Raw genomic sequence first — 16418 nt, 5'->3', positions numbered from 1 at the left:
ATGCAAACCTCTCCACTTGATGGTCTACACGATATTATTGCTCCCACCCAAGTCGACTGGTGGCCACTCGCTCCTGCTTGGTGGGTTGTTATTGCAATTGCTGTGTGTTTATTGTGTAGCTTAATTGTCATAATTTATAAAAATTATCGCTTTAAAAAGCCAAAACGTGATGCCATTGCATTAGCTAATCAACAACAGTCAGCGCAGCAATTACATGTCATTTTAAAGCGTTTAGTGATCACCTATTACGATCCGCGTTTGGCCGCGCAATCAACAACGCATTGGTGCAACACATTAAACCAACTTTCAGCTATTGGCTTTACAGAAGAAGAAATTTTAAGCCTATATAACGCTAATCAAACACAGGCAGCCCTCAGTGATAAATTTCGCCAAGCCATTAAACAATTTAAACTAAAGGAGCCGCTGCATGTTTGAATTTAGCTGGCCATGGCTGTTTTTATTACTGCCGCTGCCTTTAGTATTGTTACTATTAAAACCCGCCGCCAATGATGCCAACACGCGTCTGCGCATTCCAAGTTTTGCATCACATAATTTAAGCAATCAAAGCATAGAGCCAAGTGCGCGTAAATTGAATATTATCGAGTGGTTGCTATGGTTATTATTAGTGACCGCATCAGCAAATCCAACGTGGTTAGATGAGCCCATATCGCTACCCAACGAAGGCCGCGATATAATGCTCGCTGTGGATTTGTCAGGGTCAATGACCGAACAAGACATGGCTTACAATGGCCAATATGTTGACCGTTTAACCATGGTTAAAGCAGTGCTAAGTGACTTTATAGAGCAGCGCCAAGGCGACAGACTCGGCCTTATATTGTTTGGTGATACCGCTTTTTTACAAACCCCATTGACGCGTGATGTGAAAACCGTCAGTAAAATGCTCTCTGAGGCGCAAATTGGTTTAGTAGGACGCGCCACGGCGATTGGTGACGCTTTAGGTTTATCGGTAAAACGCTTTGCCAGTAAAAAAGAAAGTAACCGTATTGTGGTGTTGCTTACAGATGGACAAAACACCGCGGGAAATTTAAACCCAGAAGATGCACTGTTACTTGCCCGTGAAGAAGGTATAAAAGTGTACACCATCGGAGTCGGTTCAGATAACCCGCGCGGCTTTAGTTTATTTAATATGGGCTCTGGGGGCAGTAACCTAGATGAGAGTTTATTGAAAAAAATTGCTGAGCAAACAGGCGGTCTGTATTTTAGAGCAAAAGATGTCGCTGGCCTGCAACAGATTTACGCTGAGCTTGATAAGCTTGAACCAATTAGTGCCGATGAGCAAACCTTTCGCCCACAAACAGCCTTGTTCTATTATCCGTTATTACTGGCCATTTTACTCATAAGTACAATGGCATTGATAAAAACGGTGCGCGCAATGAAGGAGCCAAACTAATGGATTTTGAATTTATTCGTCCTGCTATTTTATGGCTGTTACTCCCTGCCTCAGGGTTATTTTTTATCGCCTTACTAAAACATAAAAAAACCCAGTCAGCGCCACTTATTGCGCCGCACTTGGCATCATTTGTAATGAGTGAATCAAACAATAAAGCTCGCCAGCCGCTGTGGCTGGTTGCGTTATTTTGCAATTTAGCGATTATATTTAGTGCAGGGCCAAGCTTTGAAGAGAAACAAGTACCCGTGTTTCAAAGTAAAAGTGCCCGCGTTATTGTCATGGATATGTCCTACTCTATGTATAGCACCGACATTGCTCCCAATCGATTAATGCAATCACGTTTTAAAGCCCTCGATATGGTTGAGCTATTCAAAGAAGGCGATACCGCGTTAGTGGCTTACGCAGGCACTGCCTATACCATTTCACCACTGACCAACGACGCTAAGACTCTTGCCAACCTTATTCCTAGTTTAAGCCCTGAAATTATGCCAGATAAAGGCTCAAACGTACTCGCTGGCTTAGATATGGCACAAGAGCTACTAAGCCAAGCCGGCTACCTCGATGGCGATATTATTTTGATCACCGATGGTATTGAGCAACAACAGCAAAGCGATGTAAGCCGTTTTACCAACAGTAGTCAATATCGACTTAATATTTACGGCGTAGGCACCGCACAAGGAGCCCCTATAAAGTTACCTGAAGGCGGGTTTTTAAAAGATAATTATGGTCAAATTGTGGTGCCAACCCTCAATGCATCATTACTTGAAGGACTTGCAAAAAATAGTGGTGGGCAGTTTGCCGATTATCAGCCAAGCAATAGCGATATTGCCGTTTTTTCACCGCAAGCAAACAGTGAAGTATTAAAAAGTGAAAAACCAAATTTAGCCTTATGGCGAATTGACGCCGGTATTTATGGTTTGCTTATTTTACTGCCTTTAGCTTTGTATTTATTTAGACGTTCTGCATTAGTTAGCGCAGTACTATTACTTAGCTTTTTACCTCAACAAAATGCGCATGCCGCAGAGCTGCCAACCCTGTTTAAAAATACGGATCAACGGGCATTAGAGGCATACAACAACAAAGAGTATCAACAAGCAGCCCAGGCTCGCTCAAGCGATCTCAAAGGGGCTGCACTTTATCAGCAAGGGCAATTTGATGCTGCCTTAAATGAGTTTAGCCAAGATAAGTCAGCAACCGGTTATTATAACTATGGCAACGCCTTGGCTAAAGCAGGACAATTAGAGGCTGCCATTGACGCGTATAAACAAGCGCAAGTAAAGCAAGATAACTTTAGTGAAGCCGCTGAGAATCAAGCGCTTGTTGAGCAGTTACTGAATCAACAGCAAGACCAAGAAAATCAGCAAGGCAATGATTCGCAAAATCAAGATGAGCAAAGTCAAGATGATGCAGATAATTCAAAACAAGATCAGCAAAAAAATGGCGAGAAAAACAACGCAGATAAAAGTGAAGAGGGCAGCCAAAATAGTGAGCAACAGCAATCAGATCAGTCCTCGGAACAATCAAAAGATGAACAAGGCCAATCTGGTGAGCAATCAGACAAACAGAATGAGCCTGATATGCAAGCTCAGTCACAAAGCCAACAAAATGAAAATAAAGATCAGAATAAACCGCAGCAAGATGAGCCGCAAAATCAACCTAATGAAATGAGTGAGCAACCGCCCTCTGATGAGCAAAAACAGCAGGCACAGCAACAAGCCATGCAGGCACAAGCCGCTGAGCTCACTAATGAAGAAAAAGAAAAAGCACAGCAACTAAATCAGTTATTAAGAAAAGTGCCCGACGATCCCGCTATTTTATTAAGAAACAAAATGCAATTAGAAGCCCAAAAAAGACAATATCAACGTCGTCCAACAGGAGTAGAAAAATCATGGTAATGCGATTATTTTGCTGTTTATTGCTATTAACTGCCATGCCATTAATGGCCGCCACCACTTTGGAGGCAAGCGTTGATAAAAACCCAGTATTAGCGGGTGAATTTTTTATGCTTAATATTAGCATTGATGATTCAATAAAAGGGCAACAACCCGACACCTCAGCATTATTAAAAGATTTTGTAGTCGGCCCTATGAGCTTAAGTAGCCGCACTAACATTATTAATGGCAGTATAAAAAAACAAACCTCTTGGTCTGTTAAACTAATGACCCGCAATGCGGGTGAATACACCATTCCCAGTTTTAGTGTTGCAGGGCTAAACTCGCAACCAATTAGTTTATCGGTTAAAGAGCGCAGCAGCGACGCAGATAAAAATAACGATATATTTTTAAAAACCTCGCTCTCAAACAACAGCTTATTTGTACAAGAGGCTGGCGTTTACACCATTAAACTTTACTTAGCCAAAGAGCTTCTTGATGGCAGCTTAAGTGCGCCAAGTATGGAAGATGCCCAACTTACCCAACTCGGTAAACAAAGCGAAGATTATGAACTGGTTAACGGTAAACGTTATTTAGTGATCACTCGTAATTATTTAATTCAGCCGCAAAAAAGTGGTGCATACACCATTGAAGCACCGGTTTTTCAAGGGCGTGTTCAACAAAACTATCGCCAACTAGAGGTGTCGGCACTTGGCGATGAACAACAGATTGAAATCAAACCCATCCCTGAGAATTATCAAGGTGATTGGTTACCCAGTGAATTAGTAAGTCTAACCGAGCAATGGCAACCAGACGATAATACCGTTGAAGCCGGCACGCCAATAACACGCACTATTATGCTTACCGCCTTAGGGGTGACTAAAGAGCAACTACCCGAAATTGATATGCCTACTATTAATGGTATTCGCAGCTACCCTGATGAAAAAGAAACCAATAATGCGGTACGTGATGGTCGAGTGGTATCACAGCAAAGCGCCTCATTTGCGCTATTGCCACAAACACCTGGCACTTACACATTGCCTGAAATTAGCTTGCCTTGGTATAACACCAAAATAAGTCGAATTAGTTATGCGACCTTACCTGAGCGTACTATTACAGTAACACCCAGTACAACAGCGCCAGTGCAAACGCTTAATCCGCCAGCTGAAAACAACCTAAATAACACTATGGCAGAGTCAACGGAGCAAGCAGTTACAGTGCAACAGCAAACTGCCACACCACTGTGGCTAATTATTGTGGCCGCGCTTGGTTATGTTTTATGGATTGCGACGGTGATTTTTTACTTTATTAAACGCCCAGCTAAAGAAGTGCAACAAGCGGCTCAAACAACTAATAAAACAAATCAACAACCATCTTTAAAAGCCCTGCTGGTATTAGCTAAAAGCCATGACGAAAAAGCATTTTACGATGCGCTCAATCAGTATGCGCTAACCCTTACAGGTAAAAAGGTAGGGGCGCTATCCCATTTATGCGCTATGATAAACAACTCAGAGTTCACCGCGCAGGTAAACAATTTACAAGCACAGTTGTACAGTAAGCAAACGGCTAGCGCCAACTTAGACGCTATAGTTAGCATGTTAAAGGCACATCAATCGCAAACAGCTAAGCCTTCATCACCTGCGTTAAAAGAGCTGTATTCTTGATCTCAATTGTATTTTGCTTTTTTGACCTATAATAATTTTAACTAAAAAGTGCTTATGTTTGGAAATAAAAAATCGAATGATCGGGTCTTACTAAATATGGCTGAAAAACAACAACGCTACGAAGCCCTGGTTCACGTTTATCATAAGGAACTCTATCGCTTCGCTTACTGGTTATGTAACGATCCGAATATTGCAGATGACTTAGTGCAAGAAACCTTTTTACGTGCTTGGCGATCGCTTGACTCGTTACTCGATCAAAAAGCAGCTAAGCCATGGTTGCTAACAATTTTAAGACGCGAAAATGCGAGGCGCTTTGAGCGCAAGCAATTTGATTACAGTGATGTAGATAACGACACGCTAGTGGATCAAACCAGTCATTCTTTAGATGATGAAATGGAGCAAACCGTTATTCAACGGCAAATTTCGTTGTTGGCCGATGAATACAAAGAGCCGCTACTATTACAAGTGGTTATGGGCTGCTCTGGGGATGAAATTGCAGACATACTCGATTTAAACAAAAATACGGTTATGACACGTTTATTTCGAGCAAAAAATCAACTTAAAGAGGCACTAAGCCGTGATGATGAACAACTTAAAGGGGCATCAAAATAATGGATGAACTTGAGTTTCGTCGCCGCACGATTGCACAGCCAAACGAGCTAGACAAAGAACTACTGGAATTTGCAAACAGCAGTCCCGATAGACAACAATTTTTAAATGAAAATAAAGCATTTGATAAGCAACTCAATGATGCGCTTGATATTCCTGTGCCTGACAACCTTGCTGAACGGATTATTTTAAACACCTCGTTAAAAGAAAAAGCCAGAAAAGATGAGCTTGAACAAAAAGACAACGTTATTGATTCACGCTTACGCTTTAAGTTTGACCGTGTATATTTGGCGTTCGCTGCTTCATTTGTAATTGCGGTAAGTGCGTTTATGTTTAGCACAGAGCAAAACTTGAATCATGCGGCTGGCGAGCATGCATTGGCGCATGTTTATCATGAACTTAACGCGTTAAATAAAACTCAACCTATCAGCTTACAAACAGTCAATGAAAAGCTGGCTTTACTTGGCGGTCAACTTAATGATTTACCTGGGAAAGTTACTTACGTTAACTTTTGCGATTTTCAAGGCGAGAAAGGCATCCATTTAGTGTTTGAATCGGACTTTGGCCCTATGACCGTGTTTATTGTCCCTAGTGATAACAAAGTCTTTGAAATTGGCTCGGGTGACTTTAGTGACTCTCGCTATGTAGGCCATATCAGCCGAGGAAAACAAGCTGATACTGTACTAATAGCAAGCCTAGGCTCACCGGTTGATATGTATAATGAACGTATTGCAGGCGCTATTCGCTGGCTGTAATACCAATTTGTATAAATATTTGAACAATTTAACGAATTAAACTCCCTTATATCTAAGCAGATATATATAAGGGGATGGGTATTACAAACAATAAAAAACCGCAACGAGTGTGCGGTTTTTTTATTGCTAATAAGCTAAAACTTATTATTGGTTACTTACATACATCAGCAACAGCGTTAGCAAAGTAATCGATGTTTGCTTGACTAATTCCCGCAACGTTTACACGGCTAGAGCCCACAATATAAATACCGTAGTCTTTTTGTAGACGCTCGATTTGCTCTTTATTAATACCTAAGAAAGAGAACATACCGTGTTGGCGGTCTATAAATGAGAAGTCTTGAGCAATGTCTTTGGCTGCAAGGCTGTCTTTAATTAAACTACGTAAACCATTAATACGGTTACGCATTTCATCAAGTTCACTGTGCCATAACTGCGTTAACTCTGTGCTGCTTAAAATGGTGTTTACAATGTCTGCACCGTGCGCTGGCGGCATAGAATAAATGCTACGTACCACACTTAATAATACCGAGTTTGAAATATCAGCGGTTGCACTGTCTTTTGCAATAATTGAACACGCACCAATACGCTCACGGTATAAGCCAAAGTTTTTAGAACATGATGAACAAATGATCAACTCTTCAACCGCATTGGCTAAAATACGTAAACCATTGGCATCTTCTTCTAAAGAAGAACCAAAACCTTGGTATGCAATATCAATCAATGGCGTAAAGCCCACATCTTTTGCAAGTTCAGCAATAGTATTCCATTGTGTTTCGTTTAAATCCATACCACTTGGGTTGTGGCAACATGCATGTAATAACACAACATCGCCCTTAGGTACCTGTGTTAATGTTTCAACCATTTCATCAAACAATAAATCTTTGTTTTCGTAGTCGTAGTATGGGTATTCTTTAACAGTTAAGCCTGCAGCTTCAAATAAGCTAATGTGGTTAGCCCACGTTGGGTTGGTAACCCATACAGTAGCGCCTGGGTTACAACGTACAATAAATTCTGCTGCAACACGAAGTGCGCCTGTACCACCAGGTGCTTGTGCTGTGCGTACGCGATTAGCTAATAATGCCGGGTGCTCACCAAGAAGAAGATTTTCCATTTGTTGACAGTAATCTAAGTTACCAGCAAGACCAATGTAAGATTTGCTCATTTCATTTTCTAAACGAAACGCTTCTGCTTTTTTTACTGACTTTAATACCGGGGTATTCCCCTGCTCGTCTTTATATACACCAACCCCTAAGTCAATCTTATTAGGGTTAGTATCTTGCTTATAGGCCGCCATAAGGCCAAGAATAGGGTCTGTTGGTAATGGTTTTAATACTGAGAACATTGACTATCTCTTCGTTATTTAGGGGTTAGCTGTTGCGCTAAGCTTAACATAAAAACTCACTCGATTGACCAGTGTTATTTACACTAAAAAGTGAGGAATTTTAATACAGCATGCAATTAATAACGCGAGTGTCGCATTATCAAAAAAATCCGTGCTAAAGGCTTCGCCATCGACAATGCCAATGCACTGCTTTTGCGCATTAAATAGTGGTAAACAGGCCTCTGCTTTTACTTTCGGATCGCAGGTGTAATACTCACCACCCGCGGCTAAATATTGCTCAACATTATTAATGACACGTCCTTTACCACTGAGTGCCACTTGCACATTATTACTGCCGGTTGCAAATTCAGCGGTGAGCGGAAATAAAGGGCGACTCGGTGCACCAAAATAAGCGAGCTTTAATAACTGCTCGCCTTCAGGGGTGGCCGTATTTTGATAGATGCCATACCAATCTAACTGGGTGTTTTCGATTACATAGTCAACAATCAACTGAAGTTGCGCTAACTTTGCCGTTGTTTGCGTATTTTGGCTAACGTAATCGTTTAAATTAAACGGCTCATCTTGCAAGTAGCCGAATAAACTACATGCGCCACCTTCACCGAGTTCTGGAATTTGATACTGCCAACGCACGGCCGGTGCAGCATTGCTATTTAAGTACTGCTCAAGCTTTTCTAGCTCAGCGTTAATTAACTGTTGCTCTACATTAAGCTGAGCTTGCTCTAAATAAGAATCTATCATTTGGCCATCCATACATCTATAATGCTGAAATAGTAGCATGGATATTTTTATAGCGCTAGCCAATTTAAAGCGCTTTTTAAAATCCTTAAACACTTTTATTCATAGGCACTATTGCGGTACTTAAACAGAGGGTGTTTATCTTTGCGGGATTAAAAGGTGTTCAGCTTAGGCGCAAAAATTACGCCTTTGCGTCACAAATTTGTTATTATTTAGCCCAATATTAGATTCAATCTTAGATAGGTTAATTATGAGTGATAATCACTTAGTGTATTCAACAGCAACAGGGCGAATTGACCAGCCAAAGCCAGAAAAAGAACTGGATGTAAAACTATTTAAAGACGGGTCTATTCGCATAGAGCGACAAACCAAAGGTCGAAAAGGTAAAGGCGTAATGCTAGTTGTAGGATTAGATCCCCAACAGCACGATTTAAAAAAGTTAGCAAAAACAATAAAAAGTAAGATGGGCCAAGGTGGCGCAGTAAAAGAAGGAGTTATTGAAGTACAAGGCGATGATCGCGATAAGTTAAAGGCGATTTTAGAAGGATTAAAGTTTAAGGTAAAAATTGCGGGTGGTTAACCCGCAATTTTTGTTCTATTCAGGGACTTTTAACGCAGCTAATTGATCAAACAACACAGGGATATCGGCTTCGGCAACGGGCTTACTAAAGTAATAGCCTTGCACAATAAAACAATTATTATTTTGTAAAAATTCAACTTGCTCTATTGTTTCAACCCCTTCAGCAACCACATCAAGCTTGAGCTTTTGTGCCATCGCAATAATCGCAGCGGTGATCTCCATATCATTATCATCTTCAGGGATATCTTTAACAAACGAGCGGTCAATTTTAAGAATATCAACAGGAAAACGTTTAAGGTAACTCAACGAAGAATAGCCCGTACCAAAATCGTCAATAGAAATTGAAATACCCAGCTTTTTCAATTGATGTAGCTGATCAATAGCCGCCTCAACATTACCCATTAGCATGCTCTCAGTCAGTTCAAGGTGCAGGCTTTTAGCATTAATTTGCGTCTCTATGATTATTTTTTTCAGCATAGGTACTAAGCTTGCGTCTTTAAACTGCCTTGCTGACAGGTTTATCGACATGTTACTCGCTCTACCTTGTTGCTCTAGTCGTTTAGTAAACTCACACGCTTGTTGTAATACCCACTTACCAAGTTCCACAATTAAACCCGTTGCCTCAGCAATAGGAATAAATTTAGTAGGTGGAATGAATCCCTGCGTAGGATGGAACCAGCGAAGCAATGCTTCATATCCCACTACACTATTATCTCGACAATCAACTTGTGGCTGATAATGCAGTGTGAGTTGCTTTTCTTTAATTGCATGGCGCAACTCATTTTCAAGGAATAATCGCTCATTGGCGGCTGCATTTAGATCTTGGCTATAAAAGTGGAACGTATTACGCCCTTTCGCTTTTGCTTCATACATGGCTAAATCGGCATGTTTTAATAACTGATCTTCTTCTAAGCTATCAAATGGCGCCAAGGTAATACCAATACTGGCACTAACAATGACTTCGTTACTACCTAATTTTATTGGCTGATTTAACGTTTTTTGAATGGTGTCAGCGACTTCCGATGCTTCTTTTTGATGCTCAATACCACTGAGTAATACCGCAAACTCATCACCGCCTAAACGGGCTATAGTATCTTCTGCTCGTAAGCGCTGCTTTAAGCGCGTTGCCACTTCAACCAATAGTTGATCGCCTGCATCATGACCTAAAGTATCGTTAATACGCTTAAATTCATCCAAATCAAAATAAAATAAAGCAAACGAGTAACGCCCTCTTTCAGCAAGCGCCATCGACTTTCTAAGCTGCATTCTAAAGAATGTACGATTAGCGAGCCCGGTTAATGTGTCGAAGTAAGCGAGCTGTTCCATTTTGCGTTGGCTTTCTTTTACAAATGAAATATCTTGCGCTGAAGCAACGTAACTGGTTATTTTTCCACCATCTTCACGAATAGGTGACACACTCAGCGATACCCATATGGGTGGCTTGTTTTGCGCTTCAATAAGGGTATCCCCTCGCCAGTAATTACGGTTGCGCAAATCAATGTCAATATCCTCTACCAGCATGGTCATTTCATTAGCAATAATAGTCAGAAGTGGCTGGCGCAGGAAATCACTTTCTGCAAAGTCGGTCATTTCCAGCATTTTTGGATTAACATATTCAATCACAAAGTTTTCATCAGTAATCACCACACCCGTGCCCGAGAAGGCAACCGCTTTAGACAAGCGATTTGCAGCCTTTTCTGCAATTTCTTTTTCTATTATGCGCTGGTTTAAGCCATCGATGAGTTTGCGGATTTCAATGGTCATATCTTTAAATGAACCATTAAGCGTACCGATTTCATCTTTATTTTCTTTTGGAAAATCAATTTCTAACTGGCCTTTACCAAAGTTAGTAACCGCATAAACCAGTGAATGTAGGCGTCTTAATACTAGTTGGTAAAGTGCTTGGTGTAATAATAAAGCAACTAAAATGGCATACAGAATAAACAAGCCAAAAAACTTCAGTTTTAAGTCTTTCAGTGCCGATAGTGTAGAAGAGCGCTTTTTATATACGCCTACGTACCAATTTACACCTTCAACTTTATGGATATTTATAATGTAGTCTTCATCATTTAATGAAAACGAGTCGGCATATTCCGGCAATTGTATTTGCCCTGCATTATCAATAACTCGCTTTAGCTCAGGAGAAATAAAATCGCCAGGTAGCAACTTTTTTCCCGCCTCTCCGTATTGGGTATAACTATCGGCTCCTAAATTAGGGTGCGCCAATAGCTGCCCTTGCTTATCGAACACCACTAAATGTTTTTCTTTTCCGCCGACGGGCAATTGCGATATGAGAGAGTCGAGAGAAATATCACTACCCGTAACTCCTAAAAACTCATCATTTTTATAAATAGGTACAATTAAACTAACGACCCACTTATTCCAAACGCCATCGTAATACACTCGTGACCACAGCGGCTCGCGTTGAGGGTTTGTTAATGATTTTGCGTAATTAAAACTTTTGCTTTGATTAAAGGTGTAATCTCCGGGGACATTAAGTGCCCAATTTGGTGGCGCAACACGGATAAAATTATCTTTGGTGATCAGGTAAAAATTATAAAAATCTTGAATTAACGTGGGGGAAATCACTTTCCAAAGCGATTCAGAATCTGCAATTAACTGTTTATAAAAAGGAGAATAAGCATTTTCGGGAATGAACGCCGCAGATAAGCCATCGGCAGATGCGCTGCGCACTGAACCATCATTGGTGACTTGCATAGTCGGGGCATTGTTATTCTTAAATGATAATTGCCCCTCAAATAACTGCTCGCTAACAACAATATTAGCTTGCTCAGCTATTTTAACTTTGGTCGCTATCAAATTATTAAACTGGTTTATTAATAATTCATTTGATTGCTTTAATACCTCATGCTCTTCAAATACAAGCTGTTTCTCTTCTGATTTGAGCATTAATGCAGCCGCACAAATACCTGCAACTAAACAAATGCCAGAGATCAACAGTGATAACTTGACACTGAGTGAGTTTATTCCAAATCGAGATGGAGGGCGTCGATACACAAAAGGCCAACCTTATTTATAATTATTATTTTTGCGAGTAGTAGAAATATACCAGATCTCAAATCAGAATTATAAATTATTTGTAAAGTTTTTAAAAAACAATATGTTTTGTATATATATCAGGTAAAAAACCTATTTAATATAAGTGCTTGTTGACATTAGAGGTTACTCTTCATACATTAAGGGCATGAATATAAAATACTCACTTACTTTCTTATCTTTTTTTAGCTTCTTTATATAGAAGAGGCTTCCCTGTTTGTGAGATAAAATCAATCGAATAGTAAAGCCTCCCAACTGGGAGGCTTTTTTGTTTACGCTGTTAAATACAGTGACATTTTTGGAATGAGGAAAACCAAATGAGCAATGATGTTTTAGACACGCTTAGGCACGATATAAATGAAATCGATTCTGACCTACTTGTGTTATTAGCGAAGCGACGCCGTATTAGCCATGGTGTTGTTGAATATAAGATAGCGAATAATAAACCAATTCGTGATGAAGCACGTGAATTAGCATTACTCGAAAAATTAATCGGTTATGGTAAATCTCTTGGTTTAGATGCCTACTATGTAAATAATGTTTTTCAAACCATATTAGAAGACTCGGTATTACATCAACAAGCTATGCTGCAAAAAAACCTCAACCCTGATGCGCTAAGTGAAACCCATCGGGTAACCTATTTAGGCGGACAAGGATCTTACAGTCAACTTGCGTGTCATAAGTACTTTAGTCGCCGACCAGGCAAATTAATTGAAATTGGCTGTAGTTCTTTTGATGAGATCACCGGTAAAGTAGAAAATGGCCAAGCCGACTTTGGCTTGTTACCGATTGAAAATACTAGCTCAGGCAGTATTAATGAAGTATTTGATTTACTCCAGCACGCGCAAGTCTCTATTGTCGGCGAAGTCACTCACAGCGTAGAGCATTGTTTATTAGCCGCCCCAGACACAGAACTTAACCAATTAACCAAAGTGTTTGCTCATCCGCAACCGTTTGCTCAATGTAGCCGTTTTTTACAAGGGCTTGGCGATTTGCAGCATGAGACCTGCGATTCAACATCGAGTGCATTAAAATCAGCACTTGAAACACCTAACAGTGCGGCTATTGGCTCTGCACAAGCAGGTAAAAATGTAGGGCTTGAAGTCATTAAGGCCAATCTTGCTAATCAAAAAGAAAACCATAGTCGCTTCATTGTGGTTGCACGTAAACCGCTACATGTATCTAAACAAATCCCCACTAAAACCAGTTTAATTATGGCAACTAAGCAACAAGCAGGCTCACTCGCCGATGCGCTGATGATTTTTAAACAGCATAATATAAATCTAGTAAAATTAGAGTCTCGCCCTGTACCAGGAAATCCATGGGAAGAAGTATTCTATGTAGATTTAGAAGCGAACCTTGCTGATAGCCAAGTGAAACATGCGTTAGAAGAGCTTAAAGAGCATACCCAGTACGTACGCGTATTAGGCTGTTATCAAAGCGAATCACTGCAAGCAGTGAGCGTACAAAGCTAGTCTAAAGCAACATTAAAAAAGGGCCTGCGGGCCCTTTTTTAGTTTTAATTAATCTGTCACGTTTAATCGAGTACTTTGGCGTCGTTCGCTTTATTTAATAAACTGCGACTTTGTGTCAAAAAGTGCGCTGTGGAGTCAGAAAAGTAGGCTTTTGCATCAGCAAAGGCATCGATTAAGGCTGGCTTATCCCCTGCTTTTAACTTTTTAAGCGTCTCTGAGAACAAACACTGATACTGCGCTAATAAGCTTTCTACATTATCAAATTGCGCCAGCATAATATCAGTATACAGCTCTGGCGATTGCGCAAAGAGACGACCGACCATCATCAGCTCTAACTGATAAATAGGTGATGAACAACTACGCAGCTCTGCCAGTGTGTGTCCTTGTTTTGCTAAAAACTGACCGTATACAAAGGTGGTTAAATGGCGCATAACCTGAATGATTTGCATCGCTTCATCGTGTTTTTTAGCATCAAGTTCTACTAACTGACAGCCCCAAATTTGTAGCTGCTTTAATAAACCTTGTGTCATTTCAGGATTACGCCCTTCACATACCACCACGGTTTGTTTCACCCAATGAGAAATATCAGGACCAAACATGGGGTGTAAGCCAACAACAGCGCCATTGTGAACTTTTTTGAGCACATTTAACGGCGCTTGTTTAACCGATGTAATATCAACCAGCAAACAATCATCATCGAGTTTAGGTAACGCGTTAACAACCGTTTCGAGGGCATTAATTGGCACACTGATCATCACCAGTTTTGCGCCTTTTAAAATCTCTGCTGCCTGTGATTGCTGGGCTTTATCTAAAACTTTAACTTCGTAACCCGAGCGCTGAAATTGTTTTGCAAATAGCTGCCCCATTGCCCCTTCACCACCAACAATGACAATCGGAGATAGTTGTGAGTCGGCACAAGCTAATTTGGCCTGTTGATTTTGATAAGCTTCACGCATCATGCGCCTGAGAATGTCTTCGACTAAATCAGGGTTTACACCTTGATTAATTGCCTCTTGGCGTCGTGCAGCTAATAAATCAGCTTCTCTATCGGGTGCATGTAGTGGCGCGCCAGTTTGTTGTTTTATTGCGCCAATTTGTTGAGTAATACCATTGCGCTTTGCAAGTAAGGCAACCAGTTGCGCATCGCATTCATCTATACCTTTTCTTAGCTGCGCTAAATCACTTATCTCTGCCACGTTCTCATTCCATCCAAAAAAGCAAAATCGTAAATAAATACTTACAAAAAAGTAAACTAATCAATACGATAAATACTAACAGGATACGTCAGGGGTTAAAAGGCTAATTAGTGAAAAGATCAGTATGAGTCACTCAACTGCGACCAAGGTAGGATAATTAAATGAATAGAACACAGCTTGCGTAAAGTGAATTAAAAAGCATATAAAATGTAAGTCTATGCCGAGTTTAAACAATGAAAATTAAAGTGGCTTAATAGCCACTTTAATTAGCATTTTTTATCTAATATTCCAATGCCATAGTCGCAAGCGACATAACACTTTCGAATGATTCTGCACCGGCGATAAATAAGCCATTGTGACAAAACATAGCATCATCTATACCGGTCACTGCTTGAAATTCACTATCAGATAATCCAGCCCACGGTGCAGGTAATGGCTTTCGGTCTTCAAACGAGCCTAGCTCTGCAGGTACCGTTTGCACTATCCACTTACCAGAATGCGATGGATACACAACATATAGCGCCTCTTCTGATAAGCTATGTACGGTTTTTTTCCACGGCGTATAACGCTCTAGTACGATTAATCGTGGATCGTCTGCTTGTTTAATTGCTTGAGCAACAATCTTTTTAGCATTTAAACCACCCTGCGCTGAGGCAACAAAACGAAGCAGCAAAGTGTGTGCAAATTCCACCGCTTGATCAAAAGCAGCATCAAAATTACTTTCCTCTTCCCATGTTGGGTTAAACATAGAAATTGTTTGGCTTAAACTAATGCCTGTGGCAACACCTTCAACATGACCACAATCAATGGCATCAATAGTTGATACAAGCCCTGCATCAACTGCATTCGCCACATCTTGATTATCATCACATATTGCTAAGCCATATTTTTTCCACACCAAGCCAAATGACGAAAAAGGAATCCCATTTTCGCGAGCACCGGCACCGCCGCGCTGATGATGATCAAACCGGTCAGTTTCTGGGTCATATTGGCCGCCAACATCAATAACCACATCAGCGTCATTAATAATCGCATTATCGCGTGTGCGGATCAGGGTAAAAGAAGGGAAAATAATTTTAAGCGCAGCGATACTAAAAACATCATCTGCATGAAAATTGCCGTTGTGCGTAACTATCGTTTTATCATTCATTTTTGTACATCATTTTTTGCAAGAAGTGAGAAGATATTGTGCTTTGAAGTGAACCACACTTTAACGCATGCTGGTTAAGGTGTGTATTGGTTTTTAAATGTAGCGATATAAAAATTGCAATAGCATTAAAACCAAAACGGGTTGCAACCCAAAGGTTGCAACCCGTTTTTTTGCGTTGATAAACAGCGCGTATTAGTTAAGTTTTTCTCTAATACGTGCAGATTTACCAGAACGCTCACGTAGATAGTAAAGCTTAGCACGACGAACCGCACCGCGACGCTTAACTGTTACGCTATCAATAAGAGGGCTGTGCGTTTGGAATACACGCTCAACACCTTCACCGTTCGAGATTTTACGAACTGTGAATGCTGAGTGAAGACCACGATTACGCTTAGCGATTACAACACCTTCAAAGGCCTGTAGACGCTCTTTAGCACCTTCTTTTACTTTTACCTGTACAACTACTGTATCACCAGCGCCGAATGCAGGTACGTCTGTTTTAAGCTGCTCATCTTCAAGCGCTTTAATAATATTTTGGTTTACTTTTGCCATTATGTTTCTCACTTTCCTAGG

14 protein-coding genes and 1 other annotated feature are annotated in these 16418 nt (G+C 40.6%); of the genes, 8 read left to right on the top strand and 6 right to left on the bottom strand.

Annotation, left to right across the window (positions count from 1 at the left end; all coding sequences use genetic code 11):
* The 6 genes from ABZP26_RS05355 to ABZP26_RS05330 are packed head-to-tail and all read left to right on the top strand — an operon-like array spanning position 1 to position 6310.
* Positions 1-435 carry a DUF4381 domain-containing protein gene (locus ABZP26_RS05355; protein ID WP_013464506.1) on the top strand — a complete coding sequence of 145 codons (435 nt, stop codon included), beginning with the start codon at positions 1-3 and terminating at the stop codon, positions 433-435.
* Positions 428-1411: a VWA domain-containing protein gene (locus tag ABZP26_RS05350; RefSeq protein ID WP_368485437.1), complete on the top strand. Its 984-nt coding sequence runs from the start codon at positions 428-430 to the stop codon at positions 1409-1411. The genes ABZP26_RS05355 and ABZP26_RS05350 overlap by 8 nt, the downstream gene beginning before the upstream one ends.
* Positions 1411-3306, top strand: coding sequence for a VWA domain-containing protein (locus tag ABZP26_RS05345; protein ID WP_368485436.1), 1896 nt, complete (start codon positions 1411-1413; stop codon positions 3304-3306). Before ABZP26_RS05350 ends, ABZP26_RS05345 begins: the two co-directional genes overlap by 1 nt.
* Entirely contained in the window at positions 3300-4946 is a 1647-nt protein-coding gene (locus ABZP26_RS05340; protein WP_368485435.1) for a BatD family protein, read from the top strand. Before ABZP26_RS05345 ends, ABZP26_RS05340 begins: the two co-directional genes overlap by 7 nt.
* Positions 4947-5000: 54 nt before the next feature.
* Positions 5001-5558 carry a sigma-70 family RNA polymerase sigma factor gene (locus ABZP26_RS05335; protein WP_013464502.1) on the top strand — a complete coding sequence of 186 codons (558 nt, stop codon included), beginning with the start codon at positions 5001-5003 and terminating at the stop codon, positions 5556-5558.
* Complete coding sequence (locus tag ABZP26_RS05330) at positions 5558-6310, top strand: DUF3379 family protein (protein WP_368485434.1); 753 nt, start codon at positions 5558-5560, stop codon at positions 6308-6310. Before ABZP26_RS05335 ends, ABZP26_RS05330 begins: the two co-directional genes overlap by 1 nt.
* 151 nt (positions 6311-6461) lie before the next feature.
* Here the strand turns inward: ABZP26_RS05330 and ABZP26_RS05325 are convergent, their stop codons facing one another.
* Together ABZP26_RS05325 and ABZP26_RS05320 are read right to left on the bottom strand one after the other, a co-directional pair.
* Positions 6462-7652 carry an amino acid aminotransferase gene (locus ABZP26_RS05325; RefSeq protein ID WP_008464755.1) on the bottom strand — a complete coding sequence of 397 codons (1191 nt, stop codon included), beginning with the start codon at positions 7650-7652 and terminating at the stop codon, positions 6462-6464.
* A 78-nt stretch (positions 7653-7730) separates the two neighbouring features.
* Positions 7731-8390, bottom strand: coding sequence for a GAF domain-containing protein (locus ABZP26_RS05320; RefSeq protein ID WP_368485433.1), 660 nt, complete (start codon positions 8388-8390; stop codon positions 7731-7733).
* Between the two features lie 247 nt (positions 8391-8637).
* Here ABZP26_RS05320 and ABZP26_RS05315 point away from each other — a divergent pair, with 247 nt between their 5' ends.
* The gene (locus tag ABZP26_RS05315; protein ID WP_008464752.1) at positions 8638-8967 is read left to right on the top strand and encodes a translation initiation factor; all 330 of its coding nucleotides are present in this window, start codon (positions 8638-8640) and stop codon (positions 8965-8967) included.
* Between the two features lie 15 nt (positions 8968-8982).
* On the opposite strand, the gene ABZP26_RS05310 is transcribed toward ABZP26_RS05315, so the two are convergent.
* A complete protein-coding gene (locus tag ABZP26_RS05310) occupies positions 8983-11985 on the bottom strand; it encodes an EAL domain-containing protein (protein WP_064663788.1) in 3003 nt (1000 codons plus the stop codon).
* 189 nt (positions 11986-12174) lie between these two features.
* Positions 12175-12297 (top strand) — a sequence feature (Phe leader region).
* Positions 12298-12341: 44 nt separating this feature from the next.
* Here ABZP26_RS05310 and ABZP26_RS05305 point away from each other — a divergent pair.
* Positions 12342-13499 (top strand): chorismate mutase, encoded by a 1158-nt coding sequence (locus ABZP26_RS05305; RefSeq protein ID WP_013464497.1) that lies wholly within the window; start codon positions 12342-12344, stop codon positions 13497-13499.
* Positions 13500-13561: 62 nt separating this feature from the next.
* Here the strand turns inward: ABZP26_RS05305 and tyrA are convergent, their stop codons facing one another.
* From tyrA to rplS, 3 genes are all read right to left on the bottom strand, one after another.
* Complete coding sequence (gene tyrA, locus ABZP26_RS05300; RefSeq protein WP_128583232.1) at positions 13562-14695, bottom strand: bifunctional chorismate mutase/prephenate dehydrogenase; 1134 nt, start codon at positions 14693-14695, stop codon at positions 13562-13564.
* Positions 14696-14975: 280 nt separating this feature from the next.
* Entirely contained in the window at positions 14976-15845 is an 870-nt protein-coding gene (locus ABZP26_RS05295) for an MYG1 family protein (RefSeq protein WP_013464495.1), read from the bottom strand.
* A 192-nt stretch (positions 15846-16037) separates the two neighbouring features.
* Positions 16038-16397 carry a 50S ribosomal protein L19 gene (rplS, locus tag ABZP26_RS05290; RefSeq protein ID WP_011327636.1) on the bottom strand — a complete coding sequence of 120 codons (360 nt, stop codon included), beginning with the start codon at positions 16395-16397 and terminating at the stop codon, positions 16038-16040.
* Between the last annotated feature and the right edge of the window lie 21 nt (positions 16398-16418).

Origin of the sequence: Pseudoalteromonas sp. SD03 (genome assembly GCF_040937955.1) — a bacterium.
In the GTDB taxonomy this organism is placed as follows: Bacteria; Pseudomonadota; Gammaproteobacteria; order Enterobacterales; family Alteromonadaceae; genus Pseudoalteromonas; species Pseudoalteromonas tetraodonis.
This window is presented reverse-complemented; position numbering and strand designations above follow the sequence as displayed.

Coding starts and splice junctions, on each gene's coding strand:
- ABZP26_RS05355 (WP_013464506.1), top strand. CDS start 1: ATGCAAACCTCTCCACTTGATGGTCTACACGATATTATTGCTCCCACC.
- ABZP26_RS05350 (WP_368485437.1), top strand. CDS start 428: ATGTTTGAATTTAGCTGGCCATGGCTGTTTTTATTACTGCCGCTGCCT.
- ABZP26_RS05345 (WP_368485436.1), top strand. CDS start 1,411: ATGGATTTTGAATTTATTCGTCCTGCTATTTTATGGCTGTTACTCCCT.
- ABZP26_RS05340 (WP_368485435.1), top strand. CDS start 3,300: ATGGTAATGCGATTATTTTGCTGTTTATTGCTATTAACTGCCATGCCA.
- ABZP26_RS05335 (WP_013464502.1), top strand. CDS start 5,001: ATGTTTGGAAATAAAAAATCGAATGATCGGGTCTTACTAAATATGGCT.
- ABZP26_RS05330 (WP_368485434.1), top strand. CDS start 5,558: ATGGATGAACTTGAGTTTCGTCGCCGCACGATTGCACAGCCAAACGAG.
- ABZP26_RS05325 (WP_008464755.1), bottom strand. CDS start 7,652: ATGTTCTCAGTATTAAAACCATTACCAACAGACCCTATTCTTGGCCTT.
- ABZP26_RS05320 (WP_368485433.1), bottom strand. CDS start 8,390: ATGATAGATTCTTATTTAGAGCAAGCTCAGCTTAATGTAGAGCAACAG.
- ABZP26_RS05315 (WP_008464752.1), top strand. CDS start 8,638: ATGAGTGATAATCACTTAGTGTATTCAACAGCAACAGGGCGAATTGAC.
- ABZP26_RS05305 (WP_013464497.1), top strand. CDS start 12,342: ATGAGCAATGATGTTTTAGACACGCTTAGGCACGATATAAATGAAATC.
- ABZP26_RS05295 (WP_013464495.1), bottom strand. CDS start 15,845: ATGAATGATAAAACGATAGTTACGCACAACGGCAATTTTCATGCAGAT.
- rplS (WP_011327636.1), bottom strand. CDS start 16,397: ATGGCAAAAGTAAACCAAAATATTATTAAAGCGCTTGAAGATGAGCAG.